Origin of the sequence: Nocardiopsis lambiniae, from assembly GCF_031845465.1 — a bacterium.
In the GTDB taxonomy this organism is placed as follows: domain Bacteria; phylum Actinomycetota; class Actinomycetes; order Streptosporangiales; family Streptosporangiaceae; genus Nocardiopsis; species Nocardiopsis lambiniae.
In genome coordinates this window covers 212,409-229,292 of sequence record NZ_JAVREP010000002.1, presented here as the reverse complement: position 1 = coordinate 229,292, position 16,884 = coordinate 212,409, and the positions used below count along the sequence as shown (strand labels likewise).

Here is a 16,884-nt window from a genome sequence, read left to right as displayed (position 1 = left end):
CCGCCGTCCCCGTACCCCGCCTTCCCCGGCCTTCGGGACACCGCGGGCGTCCTCCGGGCGGCGGGTCGGGGCCGCCGGGGTCGGTTCGGCCATACCCTGGAAGGCGTGACCGAGACTTCGATTCGTACCCGCTTCGCCCCGTCCCCTACGGGCATGTTCCACGTCGGCGGCGCCCGATCCGCGCTCTTCAACTGGGCTCTGGCACAGCAGCGGCCCGAGGGGCGCATGGTGCTGCGCATCGAGGACACCGACGCCGCCCGGAACCGCCCGGAGTGGACCGAGGGCATCATCCGCGCCCTGGCCTGGCTGGGCATCGGCGAGGAGGACCCCCACTTCGAGGGTCCCTACTTCCAGTCCGCCTACGCCGACAAGCACCGCGAGACCGCGCAGGAGTTGTACAAGAACGGCCGCGCCTACCACTGCGACTGCACCCGCGAGCAGTTGGAGGCCCGCCGGGACAACCCCAACCTGGGTTATGACGGCTTCTGCCGGGACCGCGGTCTGGAGGCCGGGCCCGGTCGGGCGCTGCGTTTCCGCGTGCCCGACGGCGGCCCCACCGTCGTCGACGACAAGATCCGGGGCCGGGTGGAGTTCGACCACTCGGCCATCGAGGACTTCGTCATCGCCCGCGCCGACGGCTCCCCCCTGTTCGTCCTGGCCAACGTGGTCGACGACGTCGAGATGGGCATCACCGAGGTCGTCCGGGGCGAGGAGCACCTGTCCAACACCCCCAAGCAGCAGCTCCTGTGGGAGGCGCTGGGCCACACGCCGCCGGTGTGGGCGCACCTGCCCGTCATCGTCAACGAGCAGCGCAAGAAGCTGTCCAAGCGCCGTGACAAGGTCGCCCTGGAGTCCTACCAGGAGGAGGGCTACCTCGCGGAGGCGATGGTCAACTACCTGATGCTGCTGGGCTGGGCGCCGGGCGACGACCGCGAGATCATGCCGTGGTCGGAGATGACGCCGTTGTTCCGCGTCGAGAACGTCAACGCCTCCAGCGCCTTCTTCGACGAGAAGAAGCTGCGCGCCTTCAACGGCGAGTACATCCGGGCGCTGGGCGTCGAGGAGTTCATCGAGCGCTGCGCGCCGTGGATCACCGGTGAGAACACCCCCTGGGACACCGACGACTACGATCCCGAGGTGTTCCGGGCGGTCGCGCCGCTGGCCCAGAGCCGGGTGGCGGTGCTGTCGGAGATCGTGCCCAACGTCGACTTCCTGTTCCTGCGCGAGCCGGTGGAGGACGAGAAGAGCTGGGCCAAGGCCATGAAGCCCGGGGTTGGCGAGGAGATGCTCGCCGCCGCCTTGGAGCGCTACTCCGACCCCGGCCTGGAGTGGGCGGCCGAGTCGCTCAAGACCGCCACCGAGGAGACCGGCGCGACGCTGGGCCTCAAACTCGGCAAGGCCCAGGCCCCGGTCCGGGTCGCGGTCACCGGCCGCACGGTCGGTCTGCCGTTGTTCGAATCGCTGGAACTGCTGGGCCGCGAGCGCGTCCTGGAGCGGGTCTCGGCGGCCTTGGAGAAGCTGCGCTCCCAGGGGGAGTGAGGTCTCCGTAAAGGAGTGGAATCCCTGCTCACAGGGGTCGCGAAGCGGGGTGGTCGGGGTCACGGATCCCCCACCCCGTTTTCGGTTCGCGAGCACTCTGAAACTCCGCTAGAGTTATCCACGTCGCCGAGGGGGACAGGGAAGCGGAAAGCCGAACAGTCCTCCCAGAGCACTGGGGTATGGTGTAATCGGCAGCACGACTGATTCTGGTTCAGTTAGTCTAGGTTCGAGTCCTGGTACCCCAGCGCGGTCCGCGTGCAAGCGCGGGCTTTCGGGTCCGGAAGGACCCGGCACAGGCCCCCGTCGTCTAGTGGCCTAGGACGCCGCCCTCTCAAGGCGGTAACGGCGGTTCGAATCCGCTCGGGGGTACCACGGAAAGCCGCTCTCACATCGTGAGGGCCTTCTTTCTGGCCGATGCATGCCATCGGTGTCCGGTTAGACCGGATATGGTGGGAATCAGCGATCACGCCGATGAACACCGAGGATGTAGATAGGCCCCCGTCGTCTAGTGGCCTAGGACGCCGCCCTCTCAAGGCGGTAACGGCGGTTCGAATCCGCTCGGGGGTACCACCGCGAAAGGCCCCACCCGCCAGGGTGGGGCCTTTCGCCGTTCCGGAGGCGGGACCCCGCGGCCCTCGGGTCCGACCCGGTCCGCGCGGCCCCGGCCCCGGCCGTGGGCGTCCGGTTCAGACCGAGGGGTCCGCGTGCGCGACCAGGGCGCGCAACTCCTCCTCCGGAGCCCCGGAGGCGAGCAGCATCGCGACCAGCTGGCCCAACAGCCAGTCGGCCAGCTCCTCGGCGGTGCGGCCCCGTTCCTGCAACCACAGCATGACGGCGGTCTCCACCGCGGAGATCCAGCAGCGCAGGGCCAGAACGATGAGCGGGGACGGGGACCGCGCCCCGATGCGGTCCAGGATCAGCTCCAGCACCCCGGACCGGACCCGGTCGATCTCCGCCTCCGTCTCCTCGGTCGCGATGACCGAACCGCCGCGCAACAGCGCGACGTAGGCGGGGGAGTAGGAGTCGGCGAAGGCGACGAACCGGACCAGCGAGGACCGCAACTGCTCCAGCGGAGGCAGGTCCTTCGGCGGGACGAGTTCGCGCAGCAGCTCCGACGTGGCCTGCTCCAGCGCCTCCCGGCGCAGCTCGGCCATGTTGGGGAAGTAGCGGTAGACCAGGGCCCGGGACACGTCCGCCGCCTCGGCGATCTCCTCCGGGGTGACCTCGCCGGGAGGCCGTCGCGCGAACACGCGCAGCGCCGTCCTGATCAGGTCGTCGCGACGTTCGTGCGGCGCCATGCGGCGGGGCCGTCGCCCCTCCCCCGACGGTTGCGTCGAGGGCTCCGACGTCGCCACCCGCGCCCGGTGACGGTCGGTCCTGTGGGACACCACCGTGGTGACGACCTCCCGAGGAGTCTTCATGGGCGCCGTGCGCCCCTGGTCCTCTCCGAACCTACCGTCGGTCGCCGACGCGGCGACCGACGGGCGTTCTCACAGGTCGACCACGATGTGCGCGCCCTCGGCCGCCCGGGAGACGCACAGGGCGAACTCCTCGCCGCGCGGAGAGCCGCCGGTGGGCCGGTCCCGGTGTTCGGGGTCCCCCCGGAGCAGCCCCACCCGACAGGCCCCGCAGAACCCCTGACGACAGGAGTAGGGCGTCCGCGGGCGCACCCGTCGGATCACGTCCAGGGCGGTCTCGTCGGCGGGCACGGTCACGACCGGTCCGTCCTCGCCGAGCCGGATCTCGAACTCCCGGCCGTCCACGACGGGGGCCGGGGAGAAGCGTTCGGAGAACACCGGGTTCTCCGGGCCCACCCGGGCGCGCACCGCGGCGATGAGCGGCGGCGGGCCGCACACGTACACCGCCGTGCCCGGGGCCGGGTCCCGCACGATCACGTCGGCGTCGGGTGTTCCGTACTCGTCGTCCGGGTGGACGGTCACGTCGGCGCCCTCGGGAAGTTCGTCCAGGAAGGGCATGCTCGCTCGCGAACGGCCCGTGTAGACCACGCGGAACGGGACGCCCGCGCGGTGGGCGTGCGCCACCATCGGCAGGATCGGGGTGATGCCGATCCCGCCCGCCACGAACAGGTACCGCTTCGCGCGGGCGAACGGGAACGCGTTGCGCGGCCCCCGCAGCCCGATCACGTCACCGGGTTCCAGTGCGTGGAGGCGGGAGGAGCCGACGCCGTCCGGGATGCGCCGTACCGCGATCCGGTAGCGGGAGCGGTCCCCGGGATCGCCGCAGAGCGAGTACTGGCGGACGGTGTCGGGGTCCAGGACCACGTCCACGTGGTGCCCCGGCTGCCAGGCCGGCAACGGTCCCTCCGGGCGCTCGGGGACCAGGACGATCTCGGCGACGTCCGGCGCCGGGCGCGTCACCCGCTCCACCCGCACCCGGAGCCCGGGGGGCGGCGGCAGGGGCGGATGCCCAGGGCCCAGCCCGCCCAGTAGCGGGACGAGTCGGTTCGCGAGCGCGCCGAGACCGTACATGTAGCGGTCCGGCCCCTTTCCTCCGAACAGGGAGATCGGGGGACGCGGGCGCGCGTAGTACTCGGCGCTGTGCTTGACCCCGGACGGGAGGTCCGCGTCGTCGGGGCGGAGCGGATCCGTCACGGCGCCGCCTTCCGCGTCGCGGCCCGCTCCGCCGACTCGGCGGCCCGTGCGGCGGGGGAGAGCGCCAGGTAGGCCACCGCCTGGGCGGTGGAGCCGTGGTGGGACGGGTGGTAGCCGCGGCGCAGGTACTCGGGCACGGCCCGGGCCAGTCGGCCCACGCGCGGGATCAGCCCGCGACGGCCGTCGCGCAGTGCCCAGGACGCCTTGGGGCGGCGCCCGTCGATCCTCCCCTTGAGGTAGGGGTCGTTGGCGATGAGGAAGCGCACGCCCCGCACCCACAGGGTGGCCAGGGCGCCGGCGGCGACGGCCATGGCCACGGCCCGGCGCGTGCGGCCCCCGTCGACGTGCGTGTACAGGTCGTGGGCCACGGACCGGTGCTCCACCTCCTCGGCCCCGTGCCAGCGCAGCAGGTCCAGCATGGTCTCGTCGGCCCCCGCCGCGTCGAGCCCCTTCGCGTCCAGCACCCACTGCCCCAGGACGGCGGTGTAGTGCTCGATGCCCGCGATGATCGCCAGGCGCGTGGACAGCCACGACTCCGCGCGCCCCGGCGGCAGGTCGCGGTCGCCCAGCACGATCCGGAACAGCCAGGCGATCTGTTCCACGTACGGTGTCGGGTCCAGTCCGTGGGCGTCCATGTGGTCGAGCACCCCCGCGTGCGCCTCCGCGTGCACCGCCTCCTGGCCGATGAACCCGAGGACGTCCTCGCGCAGCCGGTCGTCGGTGATGTGGGGGACGGCCTGCTTGAAGACCTCCACGAACCAGCGTTCGCCCTCGGGCAGCAGCAGGTGCAGCACGTTGATGACGTGTGTGGCGAAGGGTTCGTTCGGGATCCAGTGCAGGTCCGACCGGCTCCAGTCGAAGTGCACGTCACGGGCGTGCAGGACGAGTCGGTCCGGTTCGTCCAAGGGGGAGTGGGTCGCGTCGGCTGTCAACTGCGCCTCCAGTACCGCGAGGTCTCGGAAAGGGATGGGGGAGGGGCCGGCGGAAGGCCGGGGCGCGGGCTCAGACGGGGAGACCGGCCTTGGCCAGGGCACGGACCGCGCCCGGGGCGAACCGGGACAGGTACAGGCCCAGGTGCGCCTCGGCGGCGACGGGGAGGATCTCGGGGGAGTCGGCGATGGCGTCCGCGATGCGCCGGGCGGCCCTCTCCGGGGTGTGACCGCGCCTCCGGTACAGCCGGGACAGCCGCTCCTTGGCGGCTTCCGGCGCGTCCGTCCCGGACAGGCGGGCGGAGCGGACGATCCCGGTGTCGATGAGGCCGGGACAGACGGCGGTGACGCGCCGATGCCGGCCGAGGCGAGTTCGCCGCGCAGGGAGCGGCTGAGGGCCAGCACGGCCGCCTTGGTCGTGGCGTAGGCGCCGTACACGCGCGAGGGCAGGTAGGCGGCGGCCGAGGCGGTGTTGACGATGCGGCCGCCGCCCCCGGCCTCGACCATCATCGGCGCGAAGGCGCGGCACCCGTGGATCACACCCCACAGGTTGACGTCCACGACCCGCTCCCAGTCCTCGATCGGGGTCTCCAGGAGGGGGCCGGCGACACCGATGCCGGCGTTGTTGACCACCAGGTCGGGTGCGCCGTACCCGTCGCGCACCCAGGAGGCCGCGCTCTCCACGGCGGCGGCGTCGGTGACGTCCACGCGTCGGCCCACGGCTCCGGGAGTGAGCACGGCGCACCGCTCGGCCGTGTGCTCGGCCGCCGCGCCGTCGATGTCCAGGGCGATGACGCGGGCCCCGCGTTCGGCCAGTTCCAGGGAGAGGGCGCGCCCGATGCCGTTGCCCGCGCCGGTGATCACGGCGACCTGGCCGGCGAAGGTGCCGTCGTGTCGCCGGGCGGTCCGACCGGCGAGGGCGCGGACGGGCCGGGGGACGCCCGACTCGATCTCCTCGACGAAGGCGCGCAGGCGCGCGGCGACGACCCGCGGACGCGACCGCAACGACCAGTGCCCGCCCTGGAAGCGGTGCAGGCGCAGATCCCGCGCCCAGCGGCCGGCGTTGGACTGGAGCCGCTCGATCATGAAGGCGTCATGGGTGGGGACGAGCACCTGCACGGGGACCGAGGTGGGGCGTTCGGCCGGCCGGGTGAGCCGGGGCACCATGTTCGCCCGGTACAGGGACAGGCCGTTGACGTAGTCGCGGGTGGCACGCCGGGCGGGGCGCACGGGGCCGCCGCCCGTCCGTTCCATCCCGGCCAGGGCCGACCCGCCCACCCCGGTCAGCCAGAGGAGTTCGGGAATCACCGGAAGGTGGAAGAAACCGATGTAGCCGGAGCGCACGGCCTGGCGCAGCACGTCGCGCGGGCCGTCGGGGGCCGACCGGAACCAGTGACCGGCGTGGTCCAGGTCCGGGCCGGAGATCGAGGTGTAGGACGCGAACCGGTGCGCGTGGCGCGGCTCGGTGACGGCGTGCCAGCTCTGGATGGACCCCCAGTCGTGGCCGACCAGGTGCACGGGCCGGTCGGGGCTGACGGCGTCGGCGACGGCGACGAGGTCCTCGGCGAGCCGGTCCAGCAGGTAACCGGAGCGCCGATCCGGGGCGGTGGACCGGCCGGCGCCCCGTACGTCGTAGGCGACGATCCGGTACTCGCCGGCCAGTTCCTCGGTGAGGGCGTCCCAGACGGTCGCGTTGTCCGGGTAACCGTGGACGAGCAGCAGGGTGGGACGCTCGGGGGAGCCGAGCACCTTGACGGCCAGGCGTTGGCCGTCGGAGGTGGCGACGTACCGGTGGTCGGTGTCCCCGGTCACATTCTTGTGAGACATGCCGTCATGTTAGACAACATGTCAATAAGCGTCCATGACCGGGGGTGGATCTCCGGAACGCGGCGACGCCCCGGGAACGCGGAGCGCCCCGACCGACCGGAGGGTCGAGCGGGGCGCCGCGTACCTGGGGACGTGAAGGGGGTCAGTGGGCCTCGACGCTGTGCAGGGACTCGCTGATCTTCTCCGCGGCCGACAGCACGGCCTGGGAGTGCATGCGACCCGGGGAGCGGGTCAGTCGCTCGATGGGGCCCGACACCGACACCGCGGCGATCACGCGCCCGCCGGGGCCGGAGACGGGGGCCGAGACCGAGGCCACGCCCTGCTCGCGTTCGGCCACGCTCTGGGCCCAGCGGCGTCGGCGGACCTGCGCCAGGCTGGCGGCGGTGAACCGCGCGCCCACCAGGGAGCGGCGGATGCGGTCGGGGTCCTCCCAGGCCAGCAGCACCTGCGCCGCCGACCCGGCGTTCATGGGCAGCTCGCTGCCGACCGGCACGGTGTCCCGCAGGCCGCTGGTGCGTTCGGAGGCGGCCACGCACACGCGCACGTCGCCCTGGCGGCGGTACAGCTGGGCGCTCTCCCCTGTGAGGTCGCGCAACTGGACCAGGACCGGCGCGGCCACGGCCAGCAGACGGTCCTCCCCGGTGGCGATCGACAGCTCACCCAGGCGCGGACCCAGCACGAAACGACCCTGGCTGTCCCGGGAGACCATCCGATGCCGCTCCAGGGCCACGGCCAGGCGGTGGGCGGTGGGTCGGGCCAGGCCGGTGATCTGGACCAGCTGGGCCAGTGAGGCCGGTCCGGATTCCAGGGCGTCGAGGACGGACATCGTCTTATCGAGTACGCCAACGCCGCTGGATGAGCTAGAGTTGTCCATGACTTGATATTGCCGTCTCGAAATGTGGAATGCAAGTCAGGTCGACAGTCCGCGCAACGGCCCCTGAACGAGAGAGGCGATCGCCCATGGCACGCACGATGGCCGAGAAGGTCTGGGAGGAGCACGTCGTCCGACGTGCCGACGGCGAGCCGGATCTGCTCTACATCGACCTCCACCTCGTGCACGAGGTCACCAGCCCCCAGGCCTTCGAGGGCCTGCGGTTGGCCGGTCGATCCGTGCGCCGTCCGGACCTCACCATCGCCACCGAGGACCACAACGTCCCCACCCAGAACCTGCTGGCCCCCATCGCCGACCCCGTCTCCCGCAAACAGGTCGAGACGCTGCGCAAGAACTGCTCCGACTTCGGCGTCCGCCTGCACCCCATGGGCGACATCGAACAGGGCGTCGTGCACGTGGTCGGCCCCCAGCTCGGTCTGACCCAGCCCGGCATGACCATCGTCTGCGGTGACAGCCACACCAGCACCCACGGCGCGTTCGGCGCGCTCGCCTTCGGCATCGGCACCAGCCAGGTCGAGCACGTGCTGGCCACCCAGACCCTGCCCATGGCCCCGTTCAAGACCATGGCCGTCACCGTCGACGGCACGCTCCGGCCGGGCGTCTCCGCCAAGGACATCATCCTGGCGGTCATCGCCAAGATCGGGACCGGCGGTGGTCAGGGCTACGTCATCGAGTACCGGGGCGAGGCCATCGAGTCCCTCTCGATGGAGGCCCGCATGACGGTGTGCAACATGTCCATCGAGGCGGGCGCCCGGGCCGGCATGATCGCCCCCGACCAGACCACCTTCGACTACATCGAGGGTCGCCCGCACGCCCCGCAGGGCGCCGGGTTCGAAGCGGCCGTCGAGCACTGGAAGAGCCTGCGCACCGACGAGGGCGCCGTCTTCGACGCCGAGGTCGTGCTGAACGCCGACGAGCTCAGCCCGTTCGTCACCTGGGGCACCAACCCCGGCCAGGGCGTGCCCCTGCACGCCGAGGTGCCCGACCCCGCCTCCTTCGAGGACCCCTCCGCGCGCGCCTCCGCCGAGAAGGCCCTGACCTACATGGGCCTGACGGCCGGCACCCCGATGCGCGAGGTGAAGGTGGACACCGTCTTCCTCGGCTCGTGCACCAACGGCCGCATCGAGGACCTGCGCACCGCCGCGGAGATCATCAAGGGCCGCAAGGTCGCCGACGGCGTCCGGATGCTCGTGGTCCCCGGCTCCATGCGGGTCAAGGAGCAGGCCAACGCCGAGGGGCTGGGGCGGATCTTCGAGGAGGCCGGCGCCGAGTGGCGCGAGGCCGGCTGCTCGATGTGCCTGGGCATGAACCCCGACCAGCTCAAGCCGGGCGAGCGCAGCGCCTCCACCTCCAACCGCAACTTCGAGGGACGCCAGGGCAAGGGCGGTCGCACCCACCTGGTGTCGCCGCAGGTCGCCGCCGCCACCGCGGTGCGCGGCACCCTGTCCTCGCCGGCCGACCTGGCCGCCCTGTAGTCGCGCCCGACCACGTCAGGAGGAGACCTGCCATGGAGAAGTTCACCGTTCACACCGGTCGGGCCGTGCCGCTGCGCGCGAGCAACGTCGACACCGACCAGATCATCCCCGCCGTCTACCTCAAGCGGGTCAGCCGCACCGGGTTCGAGGACGGCCTGTTCGCCGAGTGGCGCGAGGACCCGGAGTTCGTCCTCAACCGCCCCGAGTACGCGGACGCGTCCGTGTTGGTGGCCGGACCCGACTTCGGTACCGGCTCGTCCCGTGAGCACGCCGTGTGGGCCTTGCAGGACTACGGCTTCAAGACCGTGCTGTCCTCGCGCTTCGCCGACATCTTCCGCGGCAACTCCCTCAAGGGCGGGCTGCTGACGGTTCTGCTGCCGCAGGAGGTCGTCGAGCGGCTCTGGAAGGCCATCGAGGCGGACCCGGCCACCGAGATCACCGTCGACCTCGTCGAGCGGGAGGTGCGCGCGCCCGGGGCGGGTGTCCACGAGGCGTTCGAGTTGGACGACTACACCCGCTGGCGGCTGTTGGAGGGTCTCGACGACATCGGTCTGACTCTGCGTCACACCGACGCGATCACGGAGTTCGAGAAGACCCGCAAGCCGTGGTCCCCGGTGACCCTCTGAGGGATCGGAACCCCTTTGCGGACGGGGGTCGGCGGGGCTGTGTGACACAGCGCACCCGCCGGCCCCCAAATATTTTACCTTTACTTGGCGTGACCAAACGGACGCGGTCCTCGTATCCGTGAGGGTGGTCCACGGCCCGTCCGGAATCCGGTTATACATAGGCATTTGAGGATCACAGAGGGGGGCAAAAGGGACCCGGTGCGATGCCTCTCCCACTCCTGTGAACCCGTCCCGGAGAGTGACCGTGCAGGTCGGGCCGGCCCCGACACGCCCTAACCGCAGGCGTTTGTATTTGTGCAAGGGCCTCTGTGTCCCCTAATTTCGTGCGAGCAAGGGGGAACCGGAGGAACCTTATGAACAAGCGTGACCTGATCGACGCGATCTCCGACCGACTCGGAGACAAGAAGACCGCGACCGAAGCGGTCAACGCTGTGCTTGAGACCATTCAGGCCACCGTGGCGTCGGGCGACAAGGTCGCCATCACCGGCTTCGGTGTTTTCGAGAAGTCCGAGCGGGCCGCGCGCACCGCTCGCAACCCCGCCACCGGCGCCACCATCGACGTTCCGGCGAGCTTCGTTCCGAAGTTCCGCGCCGGTGCCGACTTCAAGGCGCTCGTCAACGGGGACAAGAAGTAGGCGCGGTCCAGAACCGACCGTGACCGGCCTCCGCCCGGGTCCCCCGATGGGACCCGGGCGGAGGTGTGTCCGGAAGGGGCGGGGCACCCGGAGGGTCACGGGGTCCGCTCCTCCAGGACCGCGACCGCCAGGCGCAGGGTGCGGGGACCCGCCCCCAGGGCCAGCGCGGCCGTCAGATCGTCGAGGGTGTCCACGTCCCGGCGCACCGACTCCACGTCCGCCAAGAGCAGTTCCCGTGCCCCCGAGGCCAGATGACGCTCGCGTGAGGCCCCCTCGAAGGCGGGCGCGAACCGACTTCCGGGGGTCGCCGCGTACAGCGTCGTTCCCACACCGGGCGAGTCCGCCAGGAACGACCGTCCGTGCCCGGCCGCGGCGGCCAGCACCCGGGCCAGTTCCGACGACCGCAGCGCCGGCAGATCCGCCGACAGCGCGCACACGCCGGCCTCCGGCGACACCCACCGAGCCGCCCGGGCCCCGTGCGCCAGCGCCGGGTTGAGCCCGGTCCCCGGTTCCCCGGTCACCACCACCGCGCCCAGCGCCGCCAACTCCGCGCCCGCCCGGGGGTCCTCGGTGACCGCGAACACCCCCGCCACGGCCGGGCAGGCCAGCGCCGCCGCCACCGTGTCGCAGGCGATCGCCAGGGCCAGCCCCTCCCGGTGCGGGCCCAGTGCCGGGGCCAGGCGCGACTTGGCGCGCCCGAGATGCTTCACTGGGACGACCAGGGACCAGCGCATCCCGAGGTCCACGGCCCCTTCCCGCTCTCCGACGCCGGTCACACTCTCCCCCCGGGACGTTCGTACGGCCACGACAGTGACGAGGGTAGGTCCTCGGGGTCGGCGCGGCGCGGGCGCCCTGGGATGTGTTCCGCGGGGGCGTCCGTCGCGAGCGGTGTCGGGGCCCGGTCGGCGCGAGGCCGGAGAAGGAGCCCGGAAGAGGGGTCCGCGGCCGTGGGCCGTCCGCCGGGAGCCGTGGCGGGCGTCCGTGCCCGTCGTGCCCCGGAGCAGGGCGAGCGCCTGTCGAACACGTCCTAAACTGAACCGATTGTGCTTCGTGGTCCGGTAGGGACCCGGGAGCGATGGAATGAGGAGTCCCGTGACCAAGCAACGAGAATCGCGATGGGTGAAGGCGGTCGTCTCCCGGATCGTCCGATTCGTGCTGTGGTTCATCACCAAGCCGGAGTGGAAGGGCACCGAGAACGTTCCGGCCCAGGGCGGCGTCATCATCGCCACCAACCACCTGTCGCTGACCGACCCGCTGACGGTGGCGCACTTCCTCTACATCGGGGCCCGCCGCTGGCCGACCTTCACCATGAAGGACGGGGTCATGAAGATCCCCGTGGTCCGGTCGGTCGCCAAGAGCACCGGTCAGATCCCGGTCAAGCGCGGCACCACCGACGCGGTCAAGGCTCTCCGGGAGGCCGAGCTGGCGCTCACCCGCGACGGCTGCTCGGTGATCTTCTACCCCGAGGGCACCTGCACCCGCGACCCGGAACTGTGGCCCATGAGCGCCAAGACCGGGGTCGCCCGGCTGGCCCTCACCACCGGCGTCCCGGTGGTCCCGGTGGCGCACTGGGGCGAGCAGCACCTCCTGCCCTACGGCGCGAAGAAGCCCAGCCTGTTCCCGCGCAAGCGCCTCCAGTTCCTGGCCGGTCCCCCGGTGGACCTGGACCGGTTCAAGGGCGAGCCGCTGACGGCGAGCGTCCTGAAGGAGGCCACCGACGTGATCATGGACGACATCACCGCCCTCCAGGCGAAGATCCGCGGAGAGGAGCCGCCCGCCGTGCGCTACGACCTCAAGCGCGCGCGGCTGGAGGCGGCCGAGGCCGAGAGGAAGCGGGCGGGGGCGGCCGACGAGGCCTCCGACGGCGACAACGCCACGAAGGGTGCGGGAGAGTGACGGTGGCGGGCAACGACAACGTACGGGTCGCCGTCCTGGGCGCCGGTTCGTGGGGCACCGTGTTCGCGAACGTCGTCGCGGACGCCGCCGTCCAGACCCTGGCGCAGAACCCCGACGGTCCCGACGTCGAGGTCGTCCTGTGGGGGCGGCGGGCCGCGGTGGTCGACGCCGTCAACCGGACCTCGGAGAACCCCGACTACCTGCCGGGGTTGACGCTCAACCCGCGACTGAGCGCCACCACCGACGCCGTCAAGGCGCTCACCGACGCCGACGTCGTGGTCCTGGCGGTGCCCACCCAGTCGCTGCGGGCCAACCTCGCCGAGTGGCGCGGGCACCTGCGTGAGGACGCCGTCGTCGTCAGCCTCATGAAGGGCGTCGAACTCGGCACCCACCTGACCGCCTCCCAGATCATCGCCGAGGCGCTGGAACTGCCCGCCGAGCGCATCGCCGTGGTGTCCGGCCCCAACCTGGCCCGGGAGATCGCCGAGCGCCAGCCCGCGACCGCCGTGGTGGCCTGTCCGCACGAGGAGACGGCCGTCCGCCTCCAGGGGTTGTTCAAGGCCCCCTACTTCCGCCCCTACACGAGCACCGACCTGGTGGGCGTGGAGATCGGCGGCGCCATGAAGAACGTCATCGCGCTGGCCGTCGGCGTGGCCGAGGGCATGGGCTTCGGCGACAACACCAAGGCGTCCCTCATCACCCGGGGTCTGGCCGAGACCACCCGCCTGGCGGTGACCCTGGGCGCCGACGAGCACACCCTGTCCGGCCTGGCCGGTATGGGAGACCTCGTCGCGACATGCTCCTCTCCGCTGTCGCGGAACCGGACCTTCGGTGAGAAACTGGGCAAGGGTAAGACCCTTGAGCAGGTCGTCGCCGAGACCCGGCAGACGGCCGAGGGGGTCAAGTCCTCCGAGTCGGTCCTCGAACTCGGCTGGGCCCACGGGGTCGACCTGCCGATCACCGAGGCCGTCGTCAAGATGATGCACCACGACCTGAGCCCCGCCGAGGCACTCATCGCGTTCATGTCGCGCAGTGCCAAACCCGAGCGGTACGGGGTCTGAGAGCGAGCAGCGATGTCGTACACACCCGCTGACGGGGGTGAGCACACCCGTGCGGTCTCCCTTCCGCATGCCGCCGTGCCCGCCGAACGTCCCCTGCGGATGCCGGTCCACCGGGCCACCACCTACGCCTTCGACACCTCCCAGGACTACGCGGACGTCCTGGCCGGCACCCTTCCCGGCTACTCCTACGCCCGCATCGACAGCCCCACCGTGGACGCCTTCGCCGAGGCCGTCGCGGCGCTGGAGGGCGTCGGGCTGCCCGATCGGGTGCGCGGCCAGGCGTTCTCCTCCGGCATGGGCGCGCTGAGCACAGTGTTCCTGGCGCTCACCGAGGCGGGCGCCCACGTGGTGGCGGCGCGCTCCATCTACGGCAACACCTACTCGCTGCTCGACCGCCTGCTGCGCCGGTTCGGGGTGCGGACCGACTTCGTGGACGTCACCGACCTGGAGGCGGTGCGCGCCGCCGTGCGCCCCGAAACCCGGGTGCTGTTCACCGAGACCCTGTCCAACCCCACCATGACCGTCTCCGACCTGCCCGGGCTCGCGCGGATCGCCCGGGAGGCCGGGGCCGCCCTCGTGGTGGACTCCACCTTCGCCTCCCCGGCGGTGTGCCGTCCTCTGGAGCACGGCGCCGACGTCGTCGTGCACTCGGCCACCAAGTACATCGGCGGACACAGCGACACCACCGGGGGCGTGGCCGTGGCCGCGCCCTCCCTCATCGACCGGATCCGTTCGGCGCGCGTGGACCTGGGGCCCTGCCTGGCCCCCGACGAGGCCTACCTGCTCCACCGGGGGCTGGAGACGCTCCCGCTGCGGGTCCAGCGCCAGTGCGAGACCGCGGCGACCTTCGCCGCCGCGCTGGAGGGGCACCCGCTCGTGGAGCGGGTCGACCACCCGTCCCTGGACTCGCACCCGCAGGCCCGGCTCGCCGCCAAGCTGTTCGACCCCGGACGCCACGGGGCGGTCGTCACGGTCCACCCGCGCGGCGGCTGGGAGGCGGGCATGGCCTTCGCCGACCGGTTGCGGGTCGCGACCATCGCCGCCTCCCTGGGCGGGACCCACACCCTGGCCGGTCACGTCGCCTCCACGTCGCACCGGAACATGAACGACGTCGAACTGGCGGCCGCCGGCATCTCACCGGGTGCGGTGCGGTTCTCCATCGGCCTGGAGGATCCCCGGGACCTCGTCGAGGACGCCCTGGCGGCCCTCGGCGGGGACAACTGACACACACGGCAGGGGAGAACCCCCGGCCGATCCGGTAACGAGCAAGAGGGTCACCACCATGTCGTCCGAGCAGCGAAGGATTCGGGTCGCCGTCGTCTTCGGCGGTCGCAGTTCCGAGCACGAGATCTCCTGCGTCACCGCGGGCAGCGTCCTGTCGGTGATCGACCACGACCGCTACGAGGTCGTGCCGGTCGGCATCACCAAGACCGGCAACTGGGTGCTGACCTCCGGTGACCCCGAACACCTGCGCATCGAGGAGGGCACCAAGGCCCTGCCCGAGGTGCCCGAGGACGGCAAGGGGTTGGCCCTGCCGTTCGACTCCGCCGGACAGCTGATGATCGTCGACCCGGGGGAGGGGCCCGCCCGCCTGTCCGAGGTCGACGTGGTGCTGCCCCTGCTGCACGGTCCGTTCGGTGAGGACGGCACCATCCAGGGGCTGTTCGAGATGATGGGCGTGCGTTACGCGGGCGCCGGCGTGTTCTCCAGCGCCGCCGCCATGGACAAGGTCTTCATGAAGGCCATCCTCACCGGCAACGGCATTCCGACCAGTGACTACGTCGCCGTCACCGATCGGGCCTGGCGCACCGAGCGCAAGAAGGTGCTGGACGACATCGCCGAACTCGGGGAGACGGTGTTCGTCAAGCCCGCCCGGGCCGGCAGCAGCGTGGGCATCAGCAAGGTGCGCGACTCCTCCGACACCGACGCGGTGATCGCCGCCGTCGAGGCGGCCCGCGAACACGACCCGAAGGTGCTGGTCGAGGCCCAGGTCATCGGCCGCGAGATCGAGTGCGGCGTGCTGGAGGCCGAGGACGGCGGGATCCCCGACGTGTCCTTCCCGGCCGAGGTGCACGTGGCGGAGGGTTTCGACTTCTACGACTTCGAGGCCAAGTACCTGTCCACCAGCGGCCTCACCATCCCCGCGGAGATCCCCGAGGAGGTCACGGCCCGTCTGCGCGCCCTGGCCGCCGAGGTGTTCGAGGCGATGGGCTGCGAAGGGCTGGCCCGGGTGGACTTCTTCTACACCGAGGACGGCGGGATCCTCGTCAACGAGCTCAACACCATGCCCGGGTTCACCCCGGCGTCGGCCTTCCCACAGATGTGGGCCGCCACGGATGTGGACTACGCGACGCTCGTGGAGCGGATGATCACCACGGCCCTGCGCCGCTCGCCCGGCCTGCGCTGACCCTCGCACGAGGGGCGGACGACCATGGTGTCGCCCGCCCCTCGCGCGTGTTCAGGCGCCCTGGGGCGGTGCCGGGGGCGGAGGGATCCGCGGGTTCTCGGGGGCCCCTCGGACGCCCTCGGGGGCCTCGGGTACCCCGAGCAGCTCACGGGCCAGGATGGTGCCGCCGGCCGCGGCAGCCGGGAACACCACCACGGCCACGAACGGGATCGCCAACAGCAGGTAGGTGGGCACGGTGAACCCCAGCACCCGCAGTCGCCTGGTGCCCATCCACCGGCGGCGCTCCTTGATGGTGATGAGGCGGCGGCGGTCGAACGCGCCCGCCACCAGCTCGATCCCCAGCAGCCAGCCGCCCAGCAGGGCGGCCAGCACCGGGCCGATGACCTGACCGGCCAGCGGGACGAGGCCGATGAAGAACACCAGGATCGTCACCAGCAGGGAGGCGATGATGATGACCAGCGACTGCCGGATCGACCGCCCCAGCGACGACCAGAACGACTCGTCGGACTCGGCGGGGGCGTTGCCGAGCTCCTCCTCGACCAGCTCGGTGATCTTGTCGTAGATCGGGGCGCCCAACGCCAGCGTGATCGTGGTGAAGGACACCACCATCACCAGGACCGTGCCCGCCAGGACGCCGACGGCCACCGCGCCGCGGATCAGGTTCCGCCAGATGGTGTCCCAGTCGGCGGCGAACGGGGTCGCCCACTCGGCCAGGTCGGTCAGGTTGATCACCAGGACCACGAACAACGCCAGGAACAGCAGTGACGTGATCAGCGCGGGGAGCGCGCCCAGGACGAACAGGCGCGGTCTGCGCAACAGCAGAACGAAGCCGCGCGCCAGCGCGCCGGCTCCGCCGAGGACTTCGCCGAACCCCTGGAGGACGCCCTGTCTCTCTCGTCGGGGAGGAACCTGGGACGGCCCACCCGCACTTCTCTGATTCGCCTTACTCACGCCTCTCCTCGGTGTGAATCCTTCGCATACGGAC

The 16,884-nt window shown here is 71.6% G+C and carries 14 protein-coding genes, 3 tRNA genes and 1 pseudogene; 11 read left to right on the top strand and 7 right to left on the bottom strand.

The window, feature by feature from the left end:
• Nucleotides 1-105 precede the first annotated feature (105 nt).
• The 4 genes from gltX (at nucleotide 106) to RM479_RS05400 (ending at nucleotide 2,109) form a co-directional block, all read left to right on the top strand.
• Nucleotides 106-1,539, top strand: a complete 1,434-nt coding sequence (gene gltX / locus RM479_RS05415; protein ID WP_311510600.1) for a glutamate--tRNA ligase — start codon at nucleotides 106-108, stop codon at nucleotides 1,537-1,539.
• A 173-nt stretch (nucleotides 1,540-1,712) separates the two neighbouring features.
• Nucleotides 1,713-1,784 (top strand) — tRNA-Gln (locus RM479_RS05410).
• Between the two features lie 51 nt (nucleotides 1,785-1,835).
• Nucleotides 1,836-1,911, top strand: a tRNA-Glu gene (locus RM479_RS05405).
• 122 nt (nucleotides 1,912-2,033) lie between these two features.
• A tRNA-Glu gene (locus RM479_RS05400) sits at nucleotides 2,034-2,109 on the top strand.
• 116 nt (nucleotides 2,110-2,225) lie between these two features.
• Here the strand turns inward: RM479_RS05400 and RM479_RS05395 are convergent.
• The 5 genes and pseudogenes from RM479_RS05395 to RM479_RS05375 form a co-directional block, all read right to left on the bottom strand.
• Nucleotides 2,226-2,837, bottom strand: coding sequence for a TetR/AcrR family transcriptional regulator (locus RM479_RS05395; protein ID WP_311510730.1), 612 nt, complete (start codon nucleotides 2,835-2,837; stop codon nucleotides 2,226-2,228).
• A gap of 192 nt (nucleotides 2,838-3,029) precedes the next feature.
• Entirely contained in the window at nucleotides 3,030-4,028 is a 999-nt protein-coding gene (locus tag RM479_RS05390; RefSeq protein ID WP_311510729.1) for a PDR/VanB family oxidoreductase, read from the bottom strand.
• 119 nt (nucleotides 4,029-4,147) lie between these two features.
• Complete coding sequence (locus RM479_RS05385; protein WP_311510599.1) at nucleotides 4,148-5,083, bottom strand: metal-dependent hydrolase; 936 nt, start codon at nucleotides 5,081-5,083, stop codon at nucleotides 4,148-4,150.
• Between the two features lie 70 nt (nucleotides 5,084-5,153).
• Nucleotides 5,154-6,907 (bottom strand): annotated as a pseudogene (locus RM479_RS05380) (SDR family oxidoreductase).
• 142 nt (nucleotides 6,908-7,049) lie between these two features.
• On the bottom strand, nucleotides 7,050-7,733 hold the full coding sequence (locus tag RM479_RS05375; protein ID WP_274809382.1) for an IclR family transcriptional regulator: 684 nt from the start codon (nucleotides 7,731-7,733) through the stop codon (nucleotides 7,050-7,052).
• 134 nt (nucleotides 7,734-7,867) lie between these two features.
• On the opposite strand from RM479_RS05375, the gene leuC reads away from it, so the two are divergent.
• The 3 genes from leuC to RM479_RS05360 all read left to right on the top strand — a co-directional run bounded on the left by leuC (nucleotide 7,868) and on the right by RM479_RS05360 (nucleotide 10,535).
• Nucleotides 7,868-9,274, top strand: coding sequence for a 3-isopropylmalate dehydratase large subunit (leuC, locus tag RM479_RS05370; protein ID WP_311510598.1), 1,407 nt, complete (start codon nucleotides 7,868-7,870; stop codon nucleotides 9,272-9,274).
• 32 nt (nucleotides 9,275-9,306) lie between these two features.
• The gene (leuD, locus tag RM479_RS05365) at nucleotides 9,307-9,900 is read left to right on the top strand and encodes a 3-isopropylmalate dehydratase small subunit (protein ID WP_311510597.1); all 594 of its coding nucleotides are present in this window, start codon (nucleotides 9,307-9,309) and stop codon (nucleotides 9,898-9,900) included.
• 353 nt (nucleotides 9,901-10,253) lie between these two features.
• Nucleotides 10,254-10,535, top strand: a complete 282-nt coding sequence (locus tag RM479_RS05360; protein ID WP_087096568.1) for an HU family DNA-binding protein — start codon at nucleotides 10,254-10,256, stop codon at nucleotides 10,533-10,535.
• A 95-nt stretch (nucleotides 10,536-10,630) separates the two neighbouring features.
• Here RM479_RS05360 and cofC read toward each other — a convergent pair whose 3' ends face one another.
• Nucleotides 10,631-11,269, bottom strand: a complete 639-nt coding sequence (gene cofC, locus RM479_RS05355) for a 2-phospho-L-lactate guanylyltransferase (RefSeq protein WP_311510728.1) — start codon at nucleotides 11,267-11,269, stop codon at nucleotides 10,631-10,633.
• A gap of 358 nt (nucleotides 11,270-11,627) precedes the next feature.
• On the opposite strand from cofC, the gene RM479_RS05350 reads away from it, so the two are divergent.
• The 4 genes from RM479_RS05350 to RM479_RS05335 are packed head-to-tail and all read left to right on the top strand — an operon-like array spanning nucleotide 11,628 to nucleotide 15,899.
• Complete coding sequence (locus RM479_RS05350) at nucleotides 11,628-12,431, top strand: lysophospholipid acyltransferase family protein (RefSeq protein ID WP_311510596.1); 804 nt, start codon at nucleotides 11,628-11,630, stop codon at nucleotides 12,429-12,431.
• 2 nt (nucleotides 12,432-12,433) lie between these two features.
• On the top strand, nucleotides 12,434-13,492 hold the full coding sequence (locus tag RM479_RS05345) for an NAD(P)H-dependent glycerol-3-phosphate dehydrogenase (RefSeq protein WP_311510595.1): 1,059 nt from the start codon (nucleotides 12,434-12,436) through the stop codon (nucleotides 13,490-13,492).
• Nucleotides 13,493-13,504: 12 nt separating this feature from the next.
• Nucleotides 13,505-14,716 carry a trans-sulfuration enzyme family protein gene (locus RM479_RS05340; protein WP_311510594.1) on the top strand — a complete coding sequence of 404 codons (1,212 nt, stop codon included), beginning with the start codon at nucleotides 13,505-13,507 and terminating at the stop codon, nucleotides 14,714-14,716.
• Nucleotides 14,717-14,774: 58 nt separating this feature from the next.
• Nucleotides 14,775-15,899, top strand: a complete 1,125-nt coding sequence (locus RM479_RS05335) for a D-alanine--D-alanine ligase family protein (RefSeq protein WP_311510593.1) — start codon at nucleotides 14,775-14,777, stop codon at nucleotides 15,897-15,899.
• A gap of 51 nt (nucleotides 15,900-15,950) precedes the next feature.
• Here RM479_RS05335 and RM479_RS05330 read toward each other — a convergent pair whose 3' ends face one another.
• Complete coding sequence (locus RM479_RS05330; RefSeq protein WP_311510727.1) at nucleotides 15,951-16,739, bottom strand: EI24 domain-containing protein; 789 nt, start codon at nucleotides 16,737-16,739, stop codon at nucleotides 15,951-15,953.
• Between the last annotated feature and the right edge of the window lie 145 nt (nucleotides 16,740-16,884).